This window comes from Pseudoduganella sp. HUAS MS19 (assembly GCF_053615455.1).
In genome coordinates, this window is the sequence record NZ_CM132133.1 from 6044260 (window position 1) to 6063872 (window position 19613).

Annotated in this window: 17 protein-coding genes; 11 read left to right on the forward strand and 6 right to left on the reverse strand. The window is 63.7% G+C overall.

The features are described from left to right. Window positions 1-33: 33 nt before the first annotated feature. Window positions 34-1107: a recombinase RecA gene (gene recA, locus ACWBU6_RS27720; protein WP_452646540.1), complete on the reverse strand. Its 1074-nt coding sequence runs from the start codon at window positions 1105-1107 to the stop codon at window positions 34-36. A gap of 133 nt (window positions 1108-1240) precedes the next feature. Here recA and ACWBU6_RS27725 point away from each other — a divergent pair, with 133 nt between their 5' ends. From ACWBU6_RS27725 to ACWBU6_RS27760, 8 genes are all read left to right on the forward strand, one after another. Further along, window positions 1241-1933 (forward strand): response regulator, encoded by a 693-nt coding sequence (locus tag ACWBU6_RS27725; RefSeq protein WP_452646541.1) that lies wholly within the window; start codon window positions 1241-1243, stop codon window positions 1931-1933. Further along, a complete protein-coding gene (locus tag ACWBU6_RS27730; RefSeq protein ID WP_452646542.1) occupies window positions 1930-3444 on the forward strand; it encodes a sensor histidine kinase N-terminal domain-containing protein in 1515 nt (504 codons plus the stop codon). The genes ACWBU6_RS27725 and ACWBU6_RS27730 overlap by 4 nt, the downstream gene beginning before the upstream one ends. Further along, window positions 3437-3688: a DUF4212 domain-containing protein gene (locus ACWBU6_RS27735; RefSeq protein ID WP_452646543.1), complete on the forward strand. Its 252-nt coding sequence runs from the start codon at window positions 3437-3439 to the stop codon at window positions 3686-3688. The genes ACWBU6_RS27730 and ACWBU6_RS27735 overlap by 8 nt, the downstream gene beginning before the upstream one ends. Then, window positions 3685-5721, forward strand: a complete 2037-nt coding sequence (locus ACWBU6_RS27740; protein ID WP_452646544.1) for a sodium:solute symporter family protein — start codon at window positions 3685-3687, stop codon at window positions 5719-5721. Before ACWBU6_RS27735 ends, ACWBU6_RS27740 begins: the two co-directional genes overlap by 4 nt. Window positions 5722-5828: 107 nt before the next feature. Then, window positions 5829-7811: an alpha/beta hydrolase family protein gene (locus ACWBU6_RS27745; RefSeq protein WP_452646545.1), complete on the forward strand. Its 1983-nt coding sequence runs from the start codon at window positions 5829-5831 to the stop codon at window positions 7809-7811. A 31-nt stretch (window positions 7812-7842) separates the two neighbouring features. After that, window positions 7843-8289 (forward strand): DUF4124 domain-containing protein, encoded by a 447-nt coding sequence (locus tag ACWBU6_RS27750; RefSeq protein ID WP_452646546.1) that lies wholly within the window; start codon window positions 7843-7845, stop codon window positions 8287-8289. A gap of 125 nt (window positions 8290-8414) precedes the next feature. After that, window positions 8415-10415, forward strand: coding sequence for an alpha/beta hydrolase family protein (locus ACWBU6_RS27755; protein ID WP_452646547.1), 2001 nt, complete (start codon window positions 8415-8417; stop codon window positions 10413-10415). Between the two features lie 41 nt (window positions 10416-10456). Beyond that, a complete protein-coding gene (locus tag ACWBU6_RS27760) occupies window positions 10457-11671 on the forward strand; it encodes a 6-phosphofructokinase (RefSeq protein WP_452646548.1) in 1215 nt (404 codons plus the stop codon). On the opposite strand, the gene ACWBU6_RS27765 is transcribed toward ACWBU6_RS27760, so the two are convergent. Further along, window positions 11668-12561: a LysR family transcriptional regulator gene (locus ACWBU6_RS27765; RefSeq protein ID WP_452646549.1), complete on the reverse strand. Its 894-nt coding sequence runs from the start codon at window positions 12559-12561 to the stop codon at window positions 11668-11670. The genes ACWBU6_RS27760 and ACWBU6_RS27765 overlap by 4 nt on opposite strands. Window positions 12562-12662: 101 nt before the next feature. Between ACWBU6_RS27765 and ACWBU6_RS27770 the strand changes: the two genes are divergently transcribed. Beyond that, window positions 12663-13625, forward strand: a complete 963-nt coding sequence (locus ACWBU6_RS27770) for a cyclase family protein (protein ID WP_452646550.1) — start codon at window positions 12663-12665, stop codon at window positions 13623-13625. 4 nt (window positions 13626-13629) lie between these two features. On the opposite strand, the gene ACWBU6_RS27775 is transcribed toward ACWBU6_RS27770, so the two are convergent. Both ACWBU6_RS27775 and ACWBU6_RS27780 read right to left on the reverse strand, forming a co-directional pair. Next, the gene (locus ACWBU6_RS27775; RefSeq protein WP_452646551.1) at window positions 13630-14532 is read right to left on the reverse strand and encodes a hypothetical protein; all 903 of its coding nucleotides are present in this window, start codon (window positions 14530-14532) and stop codon (window positions 13630-13632) included. A gap of 125 nt (window positions 14533-14657) precedes the next feature. After that, entirely contained in the window at window positions 14658-15380 is a 723-nt protein-coding gene (locus tag ACWBU6_RS27780; RefSeq protein WP_452646552.1) for a sterol desaturase family protein, read from the reverse strand. A gap of 161 nt (window positions 15381-15541) precedes the next feature. Between ACWBU6_RS27780 and ACWBU6_RS27785 the strand changes: the two genes are divergently transcribed. Continuing rightward, window positions 15542-16120, forward strand: a complete 579-nt coding sequence (locus tag ACWBU6_RS27785; protein WP_452646553.1) for a hypothetical protein — start codon at window positions 15542-15544, stop codon at window positions 16118-16120. 103 nt (window positions 16121-16223) lie between these two features. Here ACWBU6_RS27785 and purM read toward each other — a convergent pair whose 3' ends face one another. Both purM and ACWBU6_RS27795 read right to left on the reverse strand, forming a co-directional pair. Continuing rightward, window positions 16224-17267, reverse strand: coding sequence for a phosphoribosylformylglycinamidine cyclo-ligase (gene purM / locus ACWBU6_RS27790; protein ID WP_452646554.1), 1044 nt, complete (start codon window positions 17265-17267; stop codon window positions 16224-16226). 95 nt (window positions 17268-17362) lie between these two features. Beyond that, the gene (locus ACWBU6_RS27795) at window positions 17363-18391 is read right to left on the reverse strand and encodes an ankyrin repeat domain-containing protein (RefSeq protein WP_452646555.1); all 1029 of its coding nucleotides are present in this window, start codon (window positions 18389-18391) and stop codon (window positions 17363-17365) included. 119 nt (window positions 18392-18510) lie between these two features. On the opposite strand from ACWBU6_RS27795, the gene ACWBU6_RS27800 reads away from it, so the two are divergent. Further along, window positions 18511-19596, forward strand: coding sequence for an AI-2E family transporter (locus ACWBU6_RS27800; RefSeq protein WP_452646556.1), 1086 nt, complete (start codon window positions 18511-18513; stop codon window positions 19594-19596). The last annotated feature ends 17 nt before the right edge of the window (window positions 19597-19613 follow it).

Consider the following 19613-nt stretch of genomic DNA (forward strand, 5'->3'; position numbering starts at 1 on the left):
TGACCCTGCGGGTCAGACACCGGGGTACCGGTTTTAGTCGACCGCACGCAGCTTCGGCGCTTCTTCGCCATCATCGGTCACCGCCGGCAGCTCGCGCACGCCCAGCGCCGCACGCACCTTGTTCTCGATTTCACGCGCCAGCGCCGGGCGTTCCTTCAGGAACGAGCGGGCATTGTCCTTGCCCTGGCCGATACGCTCGCCACCGTAGCTGTACCAGGAGCCCGACTTCTCAACGATCTTGGCTTCCACGCCCAGATCGATGATCTCGCCTTCGCGCGAGGTGCCTTCGCCATACAGGATGTCGAAGTGGGCTTCCTTGAACGGCGGCGCAATCTTGTTCTTGACCACTTTGACCTTGGTCTCGTTACCGATTACTTCGTCGCCCGACTTGATGGAACCGGTACGGCGGATGTCGAGGCGCACGGATGCATAAAATTTCAGCGCGTTACCGCCGGTGGTGGTTTCCGGCGAGCCGAACATCACGCCGATCTTCATACGGATCTGGTTAATGAAGATCACCAGAGTGTTGGTGCGGTTGATGGTGCCGGTCAGCTTGCGCAGCGCCTGGGACATCAGTCGTGCCTGCAGGCCTGGCAGGGAATCACCCATATCGCCTTCGATTTCAGCTTTCGGGGTCAGCGCCGCGACCGAGTCGACCACGATCAGGTCCACGGAACCGGAGCGCACCAGCGCATCGCAGATTTCCAGGGCTTGTTCGCCGGTGTCCGGCTGGGAGATCAGCAGTTCGTGCAGGTTGACGCCCAGCTTCTGCGCGTAGACCACGTCCAGCGCGTGTTCCGCGTCGATGAAGGCGCAGGTGCCGCCCATCTTCTGCATTTCAGCAATGGCCTGCAGGGTCAGGGTGGTTTTACCGGAAGATTCAGGACCGTAGATTTCCACGACGCGGCCGCGCGGCAGGCCGCCTACACCCAGCGCGATATCCAGGCCCAGGGAGCCGGTGGAGACAGTCTGCACTTCCTCGATCGGGGCGGATGCGTCCATGCGCATCACGGAGCCTTTACCAAACTGCTTTTCAATCTGGGCCAGCGCCGCGGCCAGGGCCTTGGCTTTTTCCGATGCAGGTACTACTGCTTTTTTGTCGTCCATGATGATCTTTCGCGGCTAAATGAATTGGGTCACTACGTTTGTACAGGTGATACTGTATAAAATTACAGTGCTTTTGACAACCCCTTTTTTGCAAACTTTGCGAAAAGTCAAACGGCTGGAGTACAGTTACCCTATGCGTATCCTATTAGCCGAAGATGACAGCGTCCTCGCGGACGGCCTGACGCGCTCCCTGCGCCAGTCCGGCTATGCGATCGACTGCGTAAAAAACGGGCAAGAGGCGGACACGGCCCTGTCCACCCAGGAATTCGACCTGCTGATCCTGGACCTGGGCCTGCCCAGGATGTCCGGCCTGGAAGTGCTGCGCCGCCTGCGCACGCGCGGCTCGCTGCTGCCGGTGCTGATCCTGACCGCGGCCGATTCCGTGGAGCAGCGCGTCAACGGCCTTGACCTGGGCGCCGACGATTACATGGCCAAGCCTTTCGCGCTGTCCGAGCTGGAAGCGCGGGTGCGCGCCCTGACCCGGCGCGGCCAGGGCGGCGGCTCCACGGTCGTCAGGCATGGCCCCCTCACCTACGACCAGGTCGGGCGCAGCGCCTATATCAATGAGCAGATGCTGGATTTGTCGGCACGCGAACTGGGCTTGCTGGAAATCCTGCTGGCGCGCACCGGCCGCCTGGTGTCGAAGGAACAGCTGGTAGACCACCTGTGCGAGTGGGGCGAAGAGGTCAGCAACAACGCCATCGAGGTGTATGTGCACCGCCTGCGCAAGAAGATTGAAGTGGGCGGCATCCGCATCGCCACCGTGCGCGGCCTCGGCTACTGCCTGGAGAAATTCAACCCGCCGCAGCCGCCGGCCGCCACGTGAACGGCGAGCAGCAGGCCGCCGACTGGGACCACACCCCGGCCGCCGAAGAGAACGAGATCCAGCACTCGCTGTTCGGCGAAATCCTCGACTGGATGCTCGCTCCCCTGCTGCTGCTGTGGCCGATGAGCATCGCCATCACCTACCTGGTGGCCAAATCGATCGCCAACCAGCCTTTCGACCATGCGCTGGAGGATACGGTCACCGTGCTGACGCAGCAGGTGCGCGAAGTGGGCGGCGCGATTCCCCGCCTGCCCGGCCCGGCGCGCGACATCCTGCGCGCCGATGACGTCGATAATATTTATTACCAGATCAGTGCCCCCAACGGCAGCCATGCCGATGGCGACCGCGACCTGCCGCCGCCCCGGCAAGACCCGGAGCTGCAGGAATACCGCTCGGGCGAGGTGATTTTCCGCAACGCCAACCTGCACGGCACGCCGATCCGCATCGCCCACACCTGGGTCAACCTGGAAGAGGACAAGGCGCAGCCGCCGCGCTGGGCCCTGGTGCAGGTGGGCGAAACGCTGGAAAAGCGCGCCAAGCTGGCCAATGAAATCATCAAGGGCGTGATCCTGCCGCAGTTCATCATCCTGCCCATCGTGCTGGCCCTGGTGTGGTTTGCACTGTCGCGCGGCCTGCTGCCGCTGCGCGAGCTGCAGGAGCGCATCCGCGCCCGGCCTTCGGACGACCTGAGCCCGATTCCGCCGCGCCAGGTGCCGGAAGAAATCACCCCGCTGGTCAAGTCGCTCAATGAAATGCTGGAGCGCCTGAAGCTGTCCATCGATTCGCAGAAGCGCTTTATCGCCGATGCCGCGCACCAGATGAAAACTCCGCTGGCCGGCATGCGCACCCAGTCGGAACTGGCGCTGCGCCAGACCGACGAGGCCGAGGTGCACCGCTCGCTGGAGCAATTGGCAAAGTCGTCGGAGGCGGCAACCCGCCTGGTCAACCAGCTGCTGGCACTGGCGCGCGCCGAAAACCAGCCGCAGGCCGGCACTGCGATGGAAGCGCTGGAACTGGGCGAGCTGGCGCGCAGTACGGTGCACGACTGGGTGCAGGCTTCGTTCAGCTACGGCATCGACCTTGGCTACGAGCCGCCTCACGAAGACGTCCCCATTTCCGGCAACCCGATGATGCTGCGCGAAATGCTGTCCAACCTGATCGACAACGCACTGCGCTACACACCGCGCGGCGGCGCGGTCACGGTGCGCGTGCGCCGCACCGGCAAGCAGGGCTTGCTCGAAGTGGAGGACAACGGGCCCGGCATCCCGGCGACCGAACGCGGCAAGGTGTTCGAACGCTTCTACCGCATCCTCGGCAGCAATACCGAAGGTTCCGGCCTGGGCCTGCCCATCGTGCGCGAGGTGGCACAGCAGCACGAGGCGGAAGTCGACCTGTTCGCCAATCCACGCACCACCGACCCGAAATATCCCGGCTGCCTGTTCCGCGTGACGTTCCCGCTGCGCGCACCGGACACGCCGCCCGAAGAAGAAGAGGTACCGCATTTTGGATAAGCTCGAGCGCCACTGGCGCCGCGTGCGCCGCATGACGGGCTGGCTGCTGGCCAGCTGGCTGCTCGCCACGTTCTGCATCATTTTCTTTGCGCGCGAATTGAGCGGGCTGTCCATCTTCGGCTGGCCGCTGTCGTTTTACCTGGCGGCGCAGGGCGCCTCGCTCATCTACCTGGCCATTATCGGTTTCTACGCCTGGCGCATGCGCGCACTGGAGCGGCTTTATCGCAGCGAGGATGCGGCATGAAAACGCCCTTCTTCCGCAAGCTGCAGCGCTACTACATGATCTTCACCGGCTGCTTCGCCATGTTCCTGCTCGCGCTGGCGATGCTGGAAAAGGAAGGCATGCCGCGCCTGTGGATCGGCTACCTGTTCATGTTCGCCACCATCATCCTGTATGCGGCGATCGGTGTCATCAGCCGTACCTCGAACGTGGCCGAGTATTACGTGGCGGGGCGGCGCGTGCCGTCGCTGTTCAACGGCATGGCCACGGCGGCCGACTGGATTTCCGCCGCCTCCTTCATCTCGCTGGCGGGCGGCCTGTACTTGCATGGCTTCGACGGCCTGGCCTACATCATGGGCTGGACCGGCGGCTATTGCCTGGTCGCCTTGCTGATCGGGCCTTACCTGCGCAAGTTCGGGCAGTACACGATTCCCGACTTTTTCGCGGCGCGCTATGGCGGCGGCTTCAACGGGCGTGCGGTGCGGCTGATGGCGGTCGGCGCCACCATCATCGTTTCCTTCACCTATGTGGTAGCGCAGATCTACGCCGTGGGGCTGATCGCCTCGCGCTTTACGGGCGTCGATTTTTCGGTCGGCATCTTCCTCGGCCTGGCATCGATCCTGGTGTGCTCTTTCCTGGGCGGGATGCGGGCGATCACCTGGACCCAGGTGGCGCAGTACATCATCATCCTGGTGGCCTTCCTGATGCCGGCCATGTGGCTGGCCGTCAAGCATGGCGGCAACCCGGTGCCCCAAGTCGCCTACGGCAAGCTGCTGCCCAAGCTTAGCGCGCGCGAGGCGCAACTGGCGCACGACCAGAAGGAAGCCGAGGTGCGTGAAGTGTTCCTGCAGCGCGCCGAGGATTTCGGCGTGCGCCTGCACGGCTTGCCGGCGTCCTGGGATTCGGGGCGGCTGGAAGCCCAGCACAACCTCGACATGGTCAAGCAGCGCAATGGCTCGCTGCTGGAGATCCGCGCCGCCGAGCGGGCGCTGGCCGGCTATCCCAAGACCGTGGAAGACGCGGCTGCCGTGTGGACCGCACAGCGCAACTACAACCTGGCGCGCGCACGCGAACTGGTCAAGCACGCCGAACCCTTCCCCGGCGCCGACCGCGAACAGTCCGACCAGAAGCGCAACAACTTCCTGGCGCTGGTATTCTGCCTGATGGTGGGCACGGCCGCCCTGCCGCATATCCTGATGCGCTCCTACACCACGCCTTCCGTGCACGAGACGCGCGTGTCGGTGTTCTGGACCCTGTTCTTCATCCTGCTGGTGTACCTCACCATCCCGGCACTGGCAGTGCTGGTCAAATACGATATCTACAGCTCGCTGGTAGGCAGCGATTTTACGCACCTGCCGACCTGGGTCTCCTACTGGGCCAATGTGGACAAGGCCAGCCCGCTGCTGTCGATCAGCGACATCAACCTGGACGGCATTGTGCAACTGGCCGAGATCCAGATCGACAGCGACGTGCTGGTGCTGGCCACCCCGGAGATTGCGGGCTTGCCGTATGTGGTGTCGGGGCTGGTGGCAGCGGGGGGCCTGGCGGCAGCGCTGTCCACGGCGGATGGCCTGCTGCTGGCGATCTCCAACGCGCTGTCGCATGACGTGTACTACAAGATCGTCGACCCGCAGGCATCGACCCAGAAGCGGGTGACGATCTCAAAGCTGCTGTTGCTGGCGGTAGCCTTTATCGCTGCCTATGCCGCCTCGACCAAGCCGGGCGACATCCTGTCGCTGGTGGGGGCGGCCTTCTCGCTGGCCGCATCGACGCTGTTCCCGGCCCTGGTGGCCGGCGTGTTCTGGCAGCGCGCCAACCACCAGGGCGCGATTGCCGCGATGGTGGCAGGCTTCTTCACCTGCCTGTATTACATGCTGCATGCAAACCCGGTGCTGGGCGGCAGCATCAGCGGGCAGTGGTTCGGCATCGCGGCCAATTCGGCTGGCGTGTTCGGCGTCCCGGCCGGGCTGGCCGCGCTGGTTGCAGTCAGCCTGCTGACGCCTGCGCCCGACGCGCGCACGCTGTCGCTTGTACGCCACATACGCACGCCAGAATAGGCGATTGTTGCATTGGAGTAGCACTTCGTATTGCCATTCTGGTAACATTCATTTCTTTTGAATATAAACCAGTGCATTCTTTGCGCTGTGTGCCCATAAAAAACTCGATGATCAAGTACTTCCTGGCCGGACTGGCCACCGTGGCCGGTCTGGCCCATGCCGCCCCCTCAGCCCAGCAATTCTTCGAAAACGCCCACTACAAAGACGCCAAGCTGTCGCCGAGCGGCCGCTACCTGGCCCTGCGCGTCGGCAGCAACGACAGGCGCGATTCGGTGCTGGTGTTCGATAACGAGACCCTGAAAGTGGTGGGCGGAGGACGCCTGGCCGACTACGACGTCGGCACCATCCGCTGGGTCAACGATAACCGCCTGCTATACACGGTGGCCGACAGCATGACGGCCCCGGGCGACAGGCGTTTCGCGCCGGGCCTGTACGCCATGAGCCGCGACGGCAAGGAAATCCGGCAGTTGGTCGAACACCGGGCCAGCGGCTCCGGCACCGGCACCCATATCAAGTCGCGCCTCGAACCATGGAACACTTTCCTGATGGATGAGGTAGGCGCCCAGGACTCCGACACGGTGTACCTCGAACGCCCGATCTGGTCGGATCGCGCCGGCTATGAAATCGAGCGTACCGAGCTGGTCAAGCTGAATACCGCGACCGGACAAGGGGTAACGCTCAGCCATCCAGGCAACGCTGAAAGCTGGATGCTGGACCACAAAGGCGAACCCACGATCCTGATTACCTCCAAGGATGGCAAGGAAACCATCCATTACCGCGACGCCGGCGGTGAATGGCGCGACATCCTCACGCAGGCGGCCTATGGCAGCGACATGGACGCCTTCGCCCCGATCGGCTTCTATGACGACAAGCACCTGCTGGTCAAGGCGCGGATGAAGGGCGATAAGGCCGCGCTGCACCTGATGGACCTGGCCACGGGCAAGCTCGATCCGAATCCGCTGGTGGCGCTGGCGGACTTCGACTTCGGCGGCAGCATGGTGTATTCGAAGAAGCGCCTGGTCGGCCTGCATTACCTTGCCGACGCCCGCTCCAGCGCCTGGTTCGACCCGGCGCTGAAAGCAGCCCAGGCGGAGGTGGACAAGCAGCTCGGCGGTATGATCAACATTATCACCCCGCCAACCCAGCCGGAAAGCGACTGGCTGCTGGTGGTGAGCTACTCGGACCGCCAGCCGCGCTTCTATTCCGTCTTCAACAGCAAGACCCATGAGCTGAAGGGCCTGGGCAGCGCGCGCCCCGATATCAAGTCCAGCGAGATGGGGCGCCAGGACTTCGTCAAATACAAGGCACGCGACGGCCTGGACGTTCCGGCCTGGCTGACCCTGCCGGCCAACGCCGGCAAGAAGCTGCCGATGGTGGTAATGGTGCACGGCGGACCTTACGTGCGCGGCAATGAATGGGGGTGGGATGCCGAGAGCCAGTTCCTCGCTTCGCGCGGCTACGCCGTGCTGGAGCCGGAATTCCGCGGCTCGACCGGCTACGGCATGAAGCTGTTCAACGCCGGCCTGAAACAATGGGGCCTGAAGATGCAGGACGATATCGCCGACAGCGTGAAGTGGGCGGTGGAGCAAGGCATCGCCGATCCTGGGCGCATCTGCATCATGGGCGGCAGCTACGGCGGCTACGCGACCCTGATGGGCCTGGTCAACGATCCAGCCCTGTACCGCTGCGGCATTGCCTACGCTGCCGTCACCGACATCCCGCTGCAGTATTCCAGCGGCATGGCCGTCCTGTCCGACCTGCCTTCCGACTACAAGTCCTACGGCGTGCCGGTGCTGGTGGGCGACCTGGAGAAGGACGCTGCGCAGTTCGTCGCGACCTCGCCGCTGAAGCAGGCCGCCCGCATCAAGCGTCCGCTGTTGCTGGCACATGGCACCGACGACCGCCGCGTCCCGGTCCCACACTACAACAAGCTGCGCAGCGCGCTGCTGGACGCCAAGGCCGATGCCGAATTCGTCGAGTATATCGGCGAAGGCCACGGCTGGAGCACGCTGAAGACGCGCCTCGACTTCTGGGGCCGGGTCGAGAAGTTCCTCGACAAGCATATCGGCGCTGGCGCAAAAGCGGAGTAAGCTGGCGGCTCGTCCGGTAAGATGCTGCCTCATGAAAATGCTGAACCTTACCCTCTCATTCGCGATCTTTGCCGCCGCGGCGGCAAACGCCGGCAACGCGCGCGCCGATACGATGTACAAGTGTACTGACGTAAGCGGCAAAGTCACCTTCACCGACCAACCCTGTGCAGGCAAAGGCAAGACGAGCACGCTGGATGTCAGGGCCCCGCAACGGGAAGCCGAGGTCGCGCAAAAGACGGAAGCGGACGCGGAGAAGCTCAAACGCGCCAACGAGCAATTCAAAGTGCGCGCGGCAGAACGCGAACGGATTTACGCCGATCAGGAACAGAGGGCCGCGCAGGCCCGCGCCGACCGGGAGCGCTGGGCCATCGAAGCGCGAATCAGGCAAGAGGCGAAGGATCGGGAGACGGCGCGGCAAGGAGTGCTGGCAAGGCGCGAACGGGAGCGCTTTCTCGGGTGCCAACCGGGTACCTGCTAGTACTGGCCGCCACGCGCGCAGCTGCGGGGGCGATGCCGCCGGCACGCCCAGCTCGCAGGCAAAAATCGATGGTCGTTACATTCGGCGAGTCTTTAGCCTTGCCATTCCGGTAACATTCGATTTCCATGAAAATCCTCTCCCTCACTCTCGCAATTTCGCTCGGGATGGCCGCCGCACCGGCCGCCGCAGCGGCGGTGGCACCGCCATCGGTGGAAGCATTCTTTGAAAACCCGGCATTCAGCGACGCCATCATCTCCCCCAGTGGCAAGCATGTCGCCGCCAAAGTCGGCGCCAAGGGCAAGCGCAATATGCTGGCCGTGGTCGACCTGGCCACCCAAAAGGTCCAGATCGTGGCCCACTTCAGCGATACCGATATCGCCAACGTTCAATGGGTAAGCGAGCAGCGCCTGGTGTTCGATACCAATGACCGCCAAGTGGCGCAGGGCGATGCGATGTATGCGCCTGGCCTGTACGCGGTGGACCGCGACGGCGCCCGCTTCAAGCAGCTTGCGTCGCGCCGCAGCCAGGGACTCAAGCAAAGCTCGGCGCAACGCGACATGCTGCCATGGCACACTGCGATGCACCGCCAGACCGGCCTGCCCGATTCCGAGTGGACCTATGCGCAGGACCTGCAGTTCAGCGGCAAGGGAACTGTCAACGACGCCAGGCTGCTGCGCGTGAACACGGTCACCGGTCGCAGCCAACTGGTAGAGCGCCCCGGCGACGTTGTGGCCTGGCTGCTGGACCAGGAAGGACGCGCGCGCCTTGCCTATATGCTCAACAAGGACGTGATTGAAATCAAGGTGCGCGACGACGAAAAAACGCCGTGGCGCACCCTCACCAGCTTCAAGGCCTTCGCGCCTGACGCCAACGCCATGGATGCCCTGGCCTTCGGCGCCGACAACATCCTGTACGTCAGGACCAACCAGGGCGCCGACAAAGCCTCCATCTTCCGTCTCAACCTGGCAACCGGCAAGCTGGATGACAAGCCCCTGATTGCACTGGAAGGCTTCGACTTCGACGGCCGCCTTGTCATACGCGGCGGAAAACTGGTCGGCGTGCACTACCTGCAGGATGGCGAAGGCACGCAGTGGTTCGACCCCGCACTGCAGGCCCTGCAGGCCGACATCGACAAGCTGCTGCCGCAGACCGTGAACATGCTCGACCTGCCAACCGACCTGCAGGCCCGGAACGTGCTGGTGCGCGCCTTCTCCGACACCCGCCCATCGGGCTATTACGTGTTCGACCGCGGCACGAAAAAGCTCAACAAGGTCGGCGACACCCACCCCGGCATCGCCCCGGACCAGATGGGCCAGCAGGAGCAGGTGCGTATCGTGGCGCGCGATGGCCAGGAAGTGCCTACCATGCTGACGCTGCCGCCACAGAAGGAGGCGAAGAAACTGCCGATGGTGGTGTTGGTGCATGGCGGGCCGTACACCCGTGGCACGAGCTGGGGCTGGAAGCCTGAAGTGCAATTCCTGGCCTCGCGCGGCTATGCCGTGCTGGAACCGGAATTTCGCGGCAGCACCGGCTATGGCCAGCGCCACTTTTTCTCGGGTTGGAAACAGTGGGGCCTGAAGATGCAGGATGACATCGCCGACGCTACCAAATGGGCCATCGCCAAAGGCTATGCCGACCCGCAGCGCATCTGCATCGCCGGCGCCAGTTACGGCGGCTATGCCACGCTGATGGGACTGGTCAACGATCCCGCCCTGTACCGCTGCGGCATCGACTGGATCGGCGTCACTGATATCAAGCTGCTGTTCACCGGCCACTGGATGTACCGCGACGACGCCAGCGAAACCTGGCGCCGCTACGGCATGCCCGAGCTGATCGGCGACCCGCAAAAGGATGCCGAGCGCTTCCTGGCCACCTCTCCGGTAGAACAGGCGCACCGCATCACTCAGCCGCTGTTGATGGCCTATGGCGGCGCCGACCTGCGCGTGCCGCTGGTGCACGGCATCCGCCTGCGCGACGCGGTGCAGAAGAATAACAAGCAGGTGGAATGGGTTGAATACGAGAAGGAAGGCCATGGCTGGCAACTGCCGGAGAACCGTATCGATTTCTGGGCCCGCGTCGAGAAATTCCTCGACAAGCATATCGGTGTGAAGCCGAAAACGGAGTAAGCTGGCGGCTCGTCCGTCACTCAACCGAAGGAGGCAGCGCGATGTCGTCTGGCAAAATCCTGGTCGCACAAGGGGGCGGTCCGACCGCCGTGATCAACCAGTCGCTGGTCGGCGTCGTGCTCGAGGCGCGGCGCTTTCGCAATGTGACGCGCATCTACGGCGCGCTGCACGGCGTGCGCGGCATCGTCAACGAGGAATTCGTCGACCTGACGCAGGAGACCAGCCATAACCTGGAACTGGTCGCCGCCACGCCCTCCTCCGCCCTCGGCTCGACGCGCGACAAGCCGGACCTGAAGTACTGCGAAGAAATCTTCAAGGTGCTGAAGGCGCACGAGATCGAACACTTTTTCTACATCGGCGGCAACGATTCCTCGGATACGGTGCGCATCGTGGCCGAACAGGCGCAGGCTGCGGGATATCCGCTGCGCGCCATCCATATTCCCAAGACCATCGACAACGACCTGGTGGGCAACGACCACACGCCGGGCTTTCCTTCCGCCGCGCGCTTCGTGGCGCAGGCCTTTGCCGGCGCCAATCTCGATAACGCCTCGCTGCCGGGCGTCTACGTGGGCGTGGTCATGGGCCGCCATGCCGGCTTCCTGACTGCCGCTTCGGCATTGGGCAAAAAATTCCCGGACGATGGGCCGCACCTGATCTACCTGCCGGAGCGCGTGTTCTCGATCGAGCAATTCCTGGCCGACGTGAAGGACAACTATGCGCGCTACGGGCGCTGCGTGGTGGCGGTGTCCGAAGGCATCCACGATGCTTCCGGCGAGCCGATCGCCACCTTGCTGGCCAAGGAGGTGGAGCGCGATGCGCATGGCAATGTGCAGCTCTCCGGCACCGGTGCGTTGGCCGACCTGCTGTGCGATGAGATCAAGGACAAACTGGGCATCAAACGGGTGCGCGGCGACACCTTCGGCTACCTGCAGCGCTCCTTCATCGGCTGCGTATCCGATGTGGACCAGCGCGAGGCACGCGAGGTCGGCGAAAAGGCCGTGCAATTCGCCATGTGGGGCGAACGCAATGGTTCGGTAGCGATCAAGCGCACCGGTTTCTATTCGGCCGATTACGAGTTGCTGCCGCTGGAAGCGGTGGCGGGCAAGACTCGCACCATGGAAGATGAATTCATCGACGAGAAGGGTACCGGCGTGACCGATGCCTTCCGCATGTACCTGCGTCCCTTGCTCGGTTCCGGCATGCCGGACGCCTACCGCCTGCGCCCGGCCCCGGTGCCGAAGATCCTCAAGCGCTAGAGCAGCGCCGGCAGCTCCGCCGCCAGGAAGTCGGACAGGGCGCGCACCTTGGTCTGCAGGTGGCGGTTGCCGGGGTAGACGATGTAGGCGATGCGCGGCTGCAGCTGCCAGGCCGGCAGCACGCGCTCCAGCGCACCCTGCGCCAGCATGGGCCGCGCGATGAATGAGGGCAGCGAACCGATGCCCTGCCCGGCCGCCAGCATCTGTCCCAGCATCAGGCTGTTGTCCAGCCACATGCGCACCGGCGGTTCGATTTCGGCCATGCCGCCCTCACCTTCCAGCCGCCACAGGCCAGGCGCTTCGGCCAGGCGGAAGGCGAGCGCGCGGTGCGCCAGCAGATCGTGCGGCCGCTGCGGTGCACCGCGCCGGCGCAGGTAGGCCGGGGATGCGCACAGCCACTGCTCCACCTTGCCGGCGGAGCGCACCACCAGCGAGGAATCGGGCAGCGTGGTGCGCACGCGCAGCGACAGGTCGAAGCCTTGCGCCACCACATCGAGCAGACGGTCGGCCATGGTGAGCTCGACGTCGATCTCCGGGTATTGGTCCATGAAGCGCGCCAGCAGCGGCGCCAGCACCGTCAGGCTGAGCGACATCGGGGCGTTGATGCGCACCCGCCCTTTCATGGCGGCCTGCTCGCCGCTGGTGCTGCGCTCGAGTTCGTCCAGCTCGTCCAGCAGGCGGCAGCATTCCTGGAAATAGGCGCGCCCGGTGTCGGTCAGGCGCATGGTGCGCGTGGTGCGCAACAGCAGCGCGGCGTGCAGGCCCTGCTCCAGCCAGCGCACCTGCTTGCCGATGCCCGCCGGCGACAGGCCCAGCTCCTCGGCTGCCTTGCTGAAGCTGCCGCGCTCGACTACGCGGCGAAAGGCGTGCATGGCCGCCAGCTTGTCCATTCGATCCTCCAGGTAAAAAGTCTTTATCAAAAACGCCTGATTATCTTAGCAGCAGAATCAAATATGCTGGCTTCACTGTCATTTCTTTCAAAGGAACCAAGATGAAACTCGCAAGTGCCCTTGCCGCCCTGCTGCTGTCCGCCCATGCCATGGCTGCCGAACCGGGCACCAGTCCCTGGGGGCCGAAGGATGAAATCGGCCGCCTCAACCTGGTCACCCAGGCGTCCAGTGCGGCCATTCTGGCCCGCATCAGTGGCGGCCGTGCGTATGACCTGTCGGTGGACTATTTTGTCGGCATGCCGAGCTGGCAGGCGGCCGGCGATCCGCCTTACCTGATGTGGATGACCCATACGCCGCACGGCAATGTGCTGTCGGACCCGATGGAAACCGGCAAGGCCATGAACCAGCACGTCAGCTACTCGGGCAGCGCGATCTCGATGTACGCGCATATGGGCACCCATATCGACGCGCTGAATCACTTCGGCCTGAATGGCAAGATCTGGAACGGCTTCAAGGCTTCCGAGCACCTGGGCGACCGTGGCTGGAAGGTGGCCGGGGCGGAGAAGCTGCCGCCGATCGTGGCGCGCGGGGTGCTGATCGACGTGGCGGCGGCCAAAGGAGTCTCCATGCTGCCGGATAACTACCGCGTGACCGGCAAGGACCTGGCCGAGGCTTTGGCCAGGCAGAAAGTGCGGCTGCAGAAGGGCGACGTGGTGCTGATCCGCACCGGCCGCATGCAGCAGTTCGAGAAGGCGCACGCCTTCATGCAGAACCCGCCGGGCATGGGCCTGGATGCGGCGCGCTTCCTGGTGGAGCAGCATGGCGCGATGGTGGTGGGCGCGGATAACCTGAGTTTCGAAGCCTTCCCTTCAGAGGCCAAGGACAACTACATCCCGGTCCACACCTACCTGCTGGCCGAACACGGGGTGCCGATCATGGAGCTGGTCAACCTGGAGGAACTGGCGCGCGACAAGGTATATGAGTTTGCGTTTATCGGCGCTTCGCTCAAGCTGCGCGGTGCCGATGCGGCGCCGATGCGGCCGATCGCATTGCCGCTGCGCTGATACTTCAAGGTACCGCGCCAGGCGGAGCGTCCCGCTTGCAACGCTGGGAGTAGCCGGGGTCGGCGCCCAGCGTACGCAAGGTCTCCGCCAGTGGCTTGTTACCGCCCTGCAGCGCCAGCGAGTACGGGGTGTCGCAGAGCGTTTGCACGGAAGAGCGCCCGTCCGGGTCGGCGCCACGCCCGATCGCGAACCGGGCGAACGATATCGTGGTTTCCGCGCATTGCCGCCGCAATCGCTCAAGCTCTTGCGGCGGCATACCGTCACCAAAGTTCCAGCGTGCACAGCGCTCGGCGACGTGGTGCAGCGGGCCGCGCCAGTCGTAGATTGCCCCGTCGGGATCCGCGCCAAGCTCGATCAGCCTGCGCGCGGCGTCGTAGTATCCGAATTCGACCAGACTGGTCAACAAGGGAGCACTGCTTGCGATATGGGCCCCGTTCCTGACCAGCAAAGGGATCAGCTCCACGTCGGCTTCGCAATGCCTGCAATTGCCCAGGCTGACGTTGCGGGCGCTCGCACCGTGTGCGAGTGCCGCCTGGACAAGGGCCAGCCGGCGCTCCGCATATTTTTCGGATGACTCGTATGTGTAATGGAAATCCGCGATCGATTTTTGCAGGAACGAGCTGCCGTATTCGCCGCGCAGGTCGATATTCCCGAGAATGTAGTTGACGATCTCCAGCCTTGCCGGCTGCTTTGCCGCTTCCTTATCCTTCAGATAGGCCTGGGCAGCGGCATCCAGGTAGGGCATCTTTTCAGCGTCCGGCTTACGGCGCATTGCTTTCTTCAGCAAACGCTGCGCTTTGTCCGCATCGCCTTGCTCCAGCGCGGCTGCCAGGCGCCGGTCTGTCGAACCTTGCTGCAGCGCTTTCCTGGCAATGACCGCCGCGGCGATGGGGGCACAAACAATCATTGCGGCGCCGTCGCACCTGGGGCCAGTTGGCACGGTTTGCGCCGATGACTGCGTGGCGAATGCCGCAAGGATTGCGGCAAGAAGAAGGCGCGATGTCATATTTTGCATGACAGGATTATATGTTTTTAGCCTTGCCGGTGTACGTCCTTGTAGGCCAGCATGTCGGCAAGCCGCTCTTCCTTGTCGGGATCGAAGCCACAGGTGGATTCGAACTTCGCCGGGTTTTCATAGGTGCCGAAAAGCATGTCCCACCACACGATGTCGCCGTAGTTATTCTTGTGGCGGCCGTACTGGTGGTGGATGCGATGCATCTCGGGCCGCTGGAAGAACCAGCCGACCCAGCGCGGCGTGGTGACGCTGGTGTGGTAAAAGAATTCGCCCAGCGCGGTGCACAAGGTATAGACCGCGCCCGCTTCCGGCGACAGGCCAAGGAAGGCATATACCAGCAAGCTGCCGATGATCGAGTTGACGATCATTTCGCCGGGGTGTTTGTAGAAGGAGGTGATGACTTCGATGCGCTGCGGGCTATGGTGGATCTGGTGGAACAGGCGCCACAGCAGGTCCGATTCGTGGCGCATCCGGTGCCACCAATAGAACACGAAGGTGGCGATGAAGTAGGCCAGCAGGCCTCCGGCCACCGGGCCGACATGGTCGGACAGGTGCAGCAGCGAGCCTTGCGAGGCCCAGCGCTCCCAGCTCACGCCGGCCAGCAGGACTACGCCGAGCTGCACGGCGTTGATGGCAAGTACGCGCACCGGCCAGGTGCGAACCTGCGGCAGCTTCCATCCGGGGCGCAGGCGCTCCAGTACAAAACAGGCGGCGAAGACGATGAAGATAGTGGTGAGCATGGCGTGTCCTTTTGTTTGTCAGGACGCGATCATCGCGCTGGGCCTGCGGCGCGGCCTAAGGAAATCCCCTTGGTATCGGATTTAGATACCGCACGTCATATAGGGCAAGTTCTCGCCTGTTGGCCGCCTAGCATGGTGGCTCTTTGACACAGGAGACAAGCATGAAAAAACTGATTGGGGCACTGGCCCTGGCGGCAAGTGGCGCGGCTGGCGCCGTGGGCGGGACGGCTGCGGCGGGCGCCGACATCGAACGTGCCCGGCACGCCTTCGACTTCCTGCACGGCGACTGGACGGTACAGAACCGCCGCCAGTCCGATTACGCCAACCCGGACAGCCCATGGGAGAGCTTCAGCGCCAGCAACCTGGTGCATGCGCTGCCGGCCGGCATCGGCAACTATGACGAATACCGGCCGCTGGGCAATTGGCGTCCCGGCTTCGTGGCAATGACGCTGCGCGTATTCGATCCGGCCACCGGGCGCTGGAGCATCTACTGGCTGACCAACCGCGACGGCGGGCTCGATCCCGCCACCGGCACCTTGCTGCCGCCGGTGGTCGGCCGCTTCGATGCCGACGGCGTGGGACGCTTCGAAGGAGAGGAGGTCTACAAGGGCCGCACGGCCCGCGTACGCTTCACCTGGACCCGCAGCAGCGAGCGCCAGGCGCGCTGGGAGCAAGCCTATTCCTGGGATGATGGCACCAGCTGGCAAACCAACTGGATCATGGATTTCACGCGGAAATAGTCCACCTTGGGGTCAGGAACCTAAGTGGACATTCCGCCGGAAAATGTCCACTATCGTTCCTGACCCCAAAGTGGACAAAAAAATGGGGTACGTCCCCATTTATTTATACAACGATGGTTTGGTGCTCGCCTTCGGCGCGGGTGCGGATCTTGCCAATGCGGGAGACGGTCTCGCCGGCTGCGGTCAGCTGGGCGACGGCTGCGTCGGCGTTTTCAGCGGACACGATCACGGTCATGCCGATACCGCAGTTGAACACGCGGTGCATTTCTGCGTCGGCCACGCCGCCGTGCTGCTGCAGCCACTTGAACAGCGGCGGCATGGTCCAGGAGGCGCCGTCCAGTTCTGCGGTCAGGTTGTCGGCCAGCACGCGCGGGATGTTCTCGACCAGGCCGCCGCCGGTGATGTGCACCAGGCCTTTGACTTCCATCGCTTCCATCAGCGCCAGCAGCGGCTTGACGTAGATGCGGGTTGGTTCCATCAGCACGTCGGCCAGCTTGCGGCCGTGGAAATCGGCTTCCAGGTCCGGCTTGGCCACTTCGATGATCTTGCGCACCAGGGAGTAACCGTTGGAGTGGGCGCCCGAAGAAGCCAGGCCCAGCACCACGTCGCCCGGCTGGATCTTGGAGCCGTCGATCAGCTTCGACTTTTCAACCGCGCCCACTGCGAAGCCGGCCAGGTCGTATTCGCCGTCCGGGTACATGGATGGCATTTCCGCGGTCTCGCCGCCGATCAGTGCACAGCCGGAGATTTCGCAACCTTTGGCGATGCCCTTGATCACGTCGGTGGCGGTGGCCACGTTCAGCTTGCCGCAGGCGAAGTAGTCGAGGAAGAACAGTGGCTCGGCGCCCTGCACCAGAATGTCGTTCACGCTCATGGCCACCAGGTCGATGCCCACGGTGTCGTGGCGGTTCAGTTCAAACGCCAGTTTCAGCTTGGTGCCGACGCCGTCGGTACCGGAAACCAGGACAGGCTCCTTGTATTTCTTGCTGATCTCGAACAGCGCGCCGAAGCCGCCGATGCCGCCCATCACGCCTTCGCGCATGGTGCGCTTGGCGAATGGCTTGATCGCTTCAACTAGGGCGTCGCCGGCGTCAATATCGACACCTGCGTCACGGTAGGACAGGGAAACATTCGAAGGTTGGCTCATGGTGTTGTCGCAACAGAGGCGGAAGAATGGAAAAGCGGTGGCCGAATACGGCAAGTCCGCTATTTTAGCATTTTTGCCCCCGGAACCGCCGTTTTTCAGCCCCCGGAGCGGCAAATTTGCCCAAATCCCGGGCGCGCGCCGAGCTTGACCAGGCGTTGCGCCAGTTCTTCGTTCTTCTTTTCCAGCGCCACCTCGTAAGGGGTCAGGCACTCGTTGTCCGGGCTGGCCTTGCCGTTCGGATCGGCCCCTTGTTCGATGGCGAAGCTGACCCGGGTTGTCACTGCCGACACGCATTTCTGCCATTCCGCTTCGAAGCGCTCGGGCGAAACCAGCTTGCGCGTCATGTCCTGGTCGCATTCGCTGACCAGGCGCACCAGCATGCTGCGCTTGCCCCAGGTGCTGCCGTTGGGGTCGGCGCCCAGGGCGACCAGGCGTTTGGCGGCGTCGAACTGGTCCTTGCGGATAAAGCGGTTGAGCAGGGCCGAATAGCTGGTCGACTGCACATTCGGGTTGGCGCCGGACTGGATCAGCAGCGCCAGGAATTCGTTGTCTGTTTCGCAATAATCACAAGTCGACAGGTTGATGCCCCTGGCGCTGGCGCCTTGCTTGACCAGCAGGTGGGCCAGTGCCAGGCGGCGCGGCCAGCTCTCCTGCGGGGCATTGCGCGTGAAGTAAGCGTTGTTCACGGTTTCCTGCAGCAGCACGGTGCCCAGTTCCCCCGAGATATCGGCTTTGCCGACCAGGTATTCGAGAACGGCGAAGCGTTTGGCGTCCTTAGCCGGATCGGGTTTGGTCAGGTAGGTCGTGACGGCAACGCCCAGCATGTTTTCCGGCGCGAAGCTGGGATCCTTCCTGTGGTCGAAGCGCTTGATGCGGGCCAGGTCGCCCTCGTCCGTCGCATCTACCACCTTGGACGATGGCTTCTTGAAGTTCACCGCCTCGACGACGCCGGCTGCAGCGTCGGCTGCGGCGCCGGCGACGCTGGCCGCGGCAGCCATGGGCATGCACAGCAAGCGGTTGAAGCCTTCGCATTTTTCGCCGTCGTCCGCTGCCATGGCAGGGGAAGGCGCGGCAAATGCCAGGGACAGGGCCGCTACGGCGGCATGGGTACGGACAGACAGCATGGCATCACATCAGAGTTTATTTATGGAAATATTAAACTACTGGTAGGCCCGGCGCATGGTGTTTTTAACAGCAGAGGCGTTAGAATAGCCCTTCCTTCGTCCCGACCACGCCCGCGCAGATGCCCCTTCCCCTCTCGGCAGAACAAAAACAAACGCTTTTCTGGGTGTCGGTCTGGGCTGCCTTTTTCTTCCTGCTCTGGATATTGGGGCCGGTGCTCACGCCCTTCCTGGCGGCCGCCATTTTCGCCTACGCACTGAATCCTGCCGTCGACAAGCTGTGCCGCTTACGCCTGCTGCGGCGCTGGCGGATGCCGCGCGCATTGGCGGTGTCGATTGTCATCACGCTGTTTGGCGCCGCCGTGCTGGCGCTGCTGCTGATCGTGGTGCCGGTGCTGCAGAAGGAAATCCCGCTGCTGCAGGCGGCAATTCCCGCCTTCCTGGCCAAGCTGAACGACACGCTGGGCCCGCGCCTGCAGCAGCTGGGCGTTGAGTTCACTCTCGACGGCGCCAGCATCAGGGCCCTGGTGGCGGAGAAGATGGCCGAAAGCGGCAACCAGATCTGGACCGCCGTGCTGAATTCCGTGCGCACTGGCGGCAGCGCGGTGCTGGGCTGGCTGGCGACCCTGGTGCTGATCCCGGTCGTGCTGTTCTACCTGCTGCTGGACTGGCATCAACTGCTAGCCCGCATCGCGGGCGCGGTGCCGCGCCGCTATATCGGCGCCACCATGGAGATGGCGCGTGAGTCGGACGCGCTGCTGGCGCAGTATCTGCGCGGCCAGCTGATGGTGATGCTGGTATTGTCGGTTTATTACTCCACCGCGCTGGCGGTGGCAGGTTTCGACGTCGCCCTGCCGGTCGGCATCCTGTCCGGCGTGCTGGTGTTCATCCCCTACCTCGGCTTTGGCCTTGGCCTGCTGCTGGCGCTGATGGCGGCGGTACTGCAATTTTCGGATTGGAGCGGGCTGGTGGCAGTGGCCATCATCTATGGCCTGGGCCAGGTCATCGAAGGCTTTATCCTGACGCCGCGCCTGGTGGGCGAGCGTATCGGCCTCGATCCGCTGGCCGTGATCTTCGCCCTGCTGGCCTTCGGCCAGCTGTTCGGCTTCGTCGGCGTACTGCTGGCTTTGCCCGCTTCCGCCTTGCTGATGGTCGGTTTCCGGCACCTCCGCCGCCACTACCTACGCAGCAGCTTTTATAATGCGTAGTGTGAAGATCGATTACG

Excerpts from the sequence above, each read along its gene's own strand:
- recA (WP_452646540.1), bottom strand. The coding sequence starts at position 1,107 with ATGGACGACAAAAAAGCAGTAGTACCTGCATCGGAAAAAGCCAAGGCC.
- ACWBU6_RS27725 (WP_452646541.1), top strand. The coding sequence starts at position 1,241 with ATGCGTATCCTATTAGCCGAAGATGACAGCGTCCTCGCGGACGGCCTG.
- ACWBU6_RS27740 (WP_452646544.1), top strand. The coding sequence starts at position 3,685 with ATGAAAACGCCCTTCTTCCGCAAGCTGCAGCGCTACTACATGATCTTC.
- ACWBU6_RS27745 (WP_452646545.1), top strand. The coding sequence starts at position 5,829 with ATGATCAAGTACTTCCTGGCCGGACTGGCCACCGTGGCCGGTCTGGCC.
- ACWBU6_RS27750 (WP_452646546.1), top strand. The coding sequence starts at position 7,843 with ATGAAAATGCTGAACCTTACCCTCTCATTCGCGATCTTTGCCGCCGCG.
- ACWBU6_RS27755 (WP_452646547.1), top strand. The coding sequence starts at position 8,415 with ATGAAAATCCTCTCCCTCACTCTCGCAATTTCGCTCGGGATGGCCGCC.
- ACWBU6_RS27760 (WP_452646548.1), top strand. The coding sequence starts at position 10,457 with ATGTCGTCTGGCAAAATCCTGGTCGCACAAGGGGGCGGTCCGACCGCC.
- ACWBU6_RS27765 (WP_452646549.1), bottom strand. The coding sequence starts at position 12,561 with ATGGACAAGCTGGCGGCCATGCACGCCTTTCGCCGCGTAGTCGAGCGC.
- ACWBU6_RS27770 (WP_452646550.1), top strand. The coding sequence starts at position 12,663 with ATGAAACTCGCAAGTGCCCTTGCCGCCCTGCTGCTGTCCGCCCATGCC.
- ACWBU6_RS27775 (WP_452646551.1), bottom strand. The coding sequence starts at position 14,532 with ATGATTGTTTGTGCCCCCATCGCCGCGGCGGTCATTGCCAGGAAAGCG.
- ACWBU6_RS27780 (WP_452646552.1), bottom strand. The coding sequence starts at position 15,380 with ATGCTCACCACTATCTTCATCGTCTTCGCCGCCTGTTTTGTACTGGAG.
- ACWBU6_RS27785 (WP_452646553.1), top strand. The coding sequence starts at position 15,542 with ATGAAAAAACTGATTGGGGCACTGGCCCTGGCGGCAAGTGGCGCGGCT.
- purM (WP_452646554.1), bottom strand. The coding sequence starts at position 17,267 with ATGAGCCAACCTTCGAATGTTTCCCTGTCCTACCGTGACGCAGGTGTC.
- ACWBU6_RS27795 (WP_452646555.1), bottom strand. The coding sequence starts at position 18,391 with ATGCTGTCTGTCCGTACCCATGCCGCCGTAGCGGCCCTGTCCCTGGCA.
- ACWBU6_RS27800 (WP_452646556.1), top strand. The coding sequence starts at position 18,511 with ATGCCCCTTCCCCTCTCGGCAGAACAAAAACAAACGCTTTTCTGGGTG.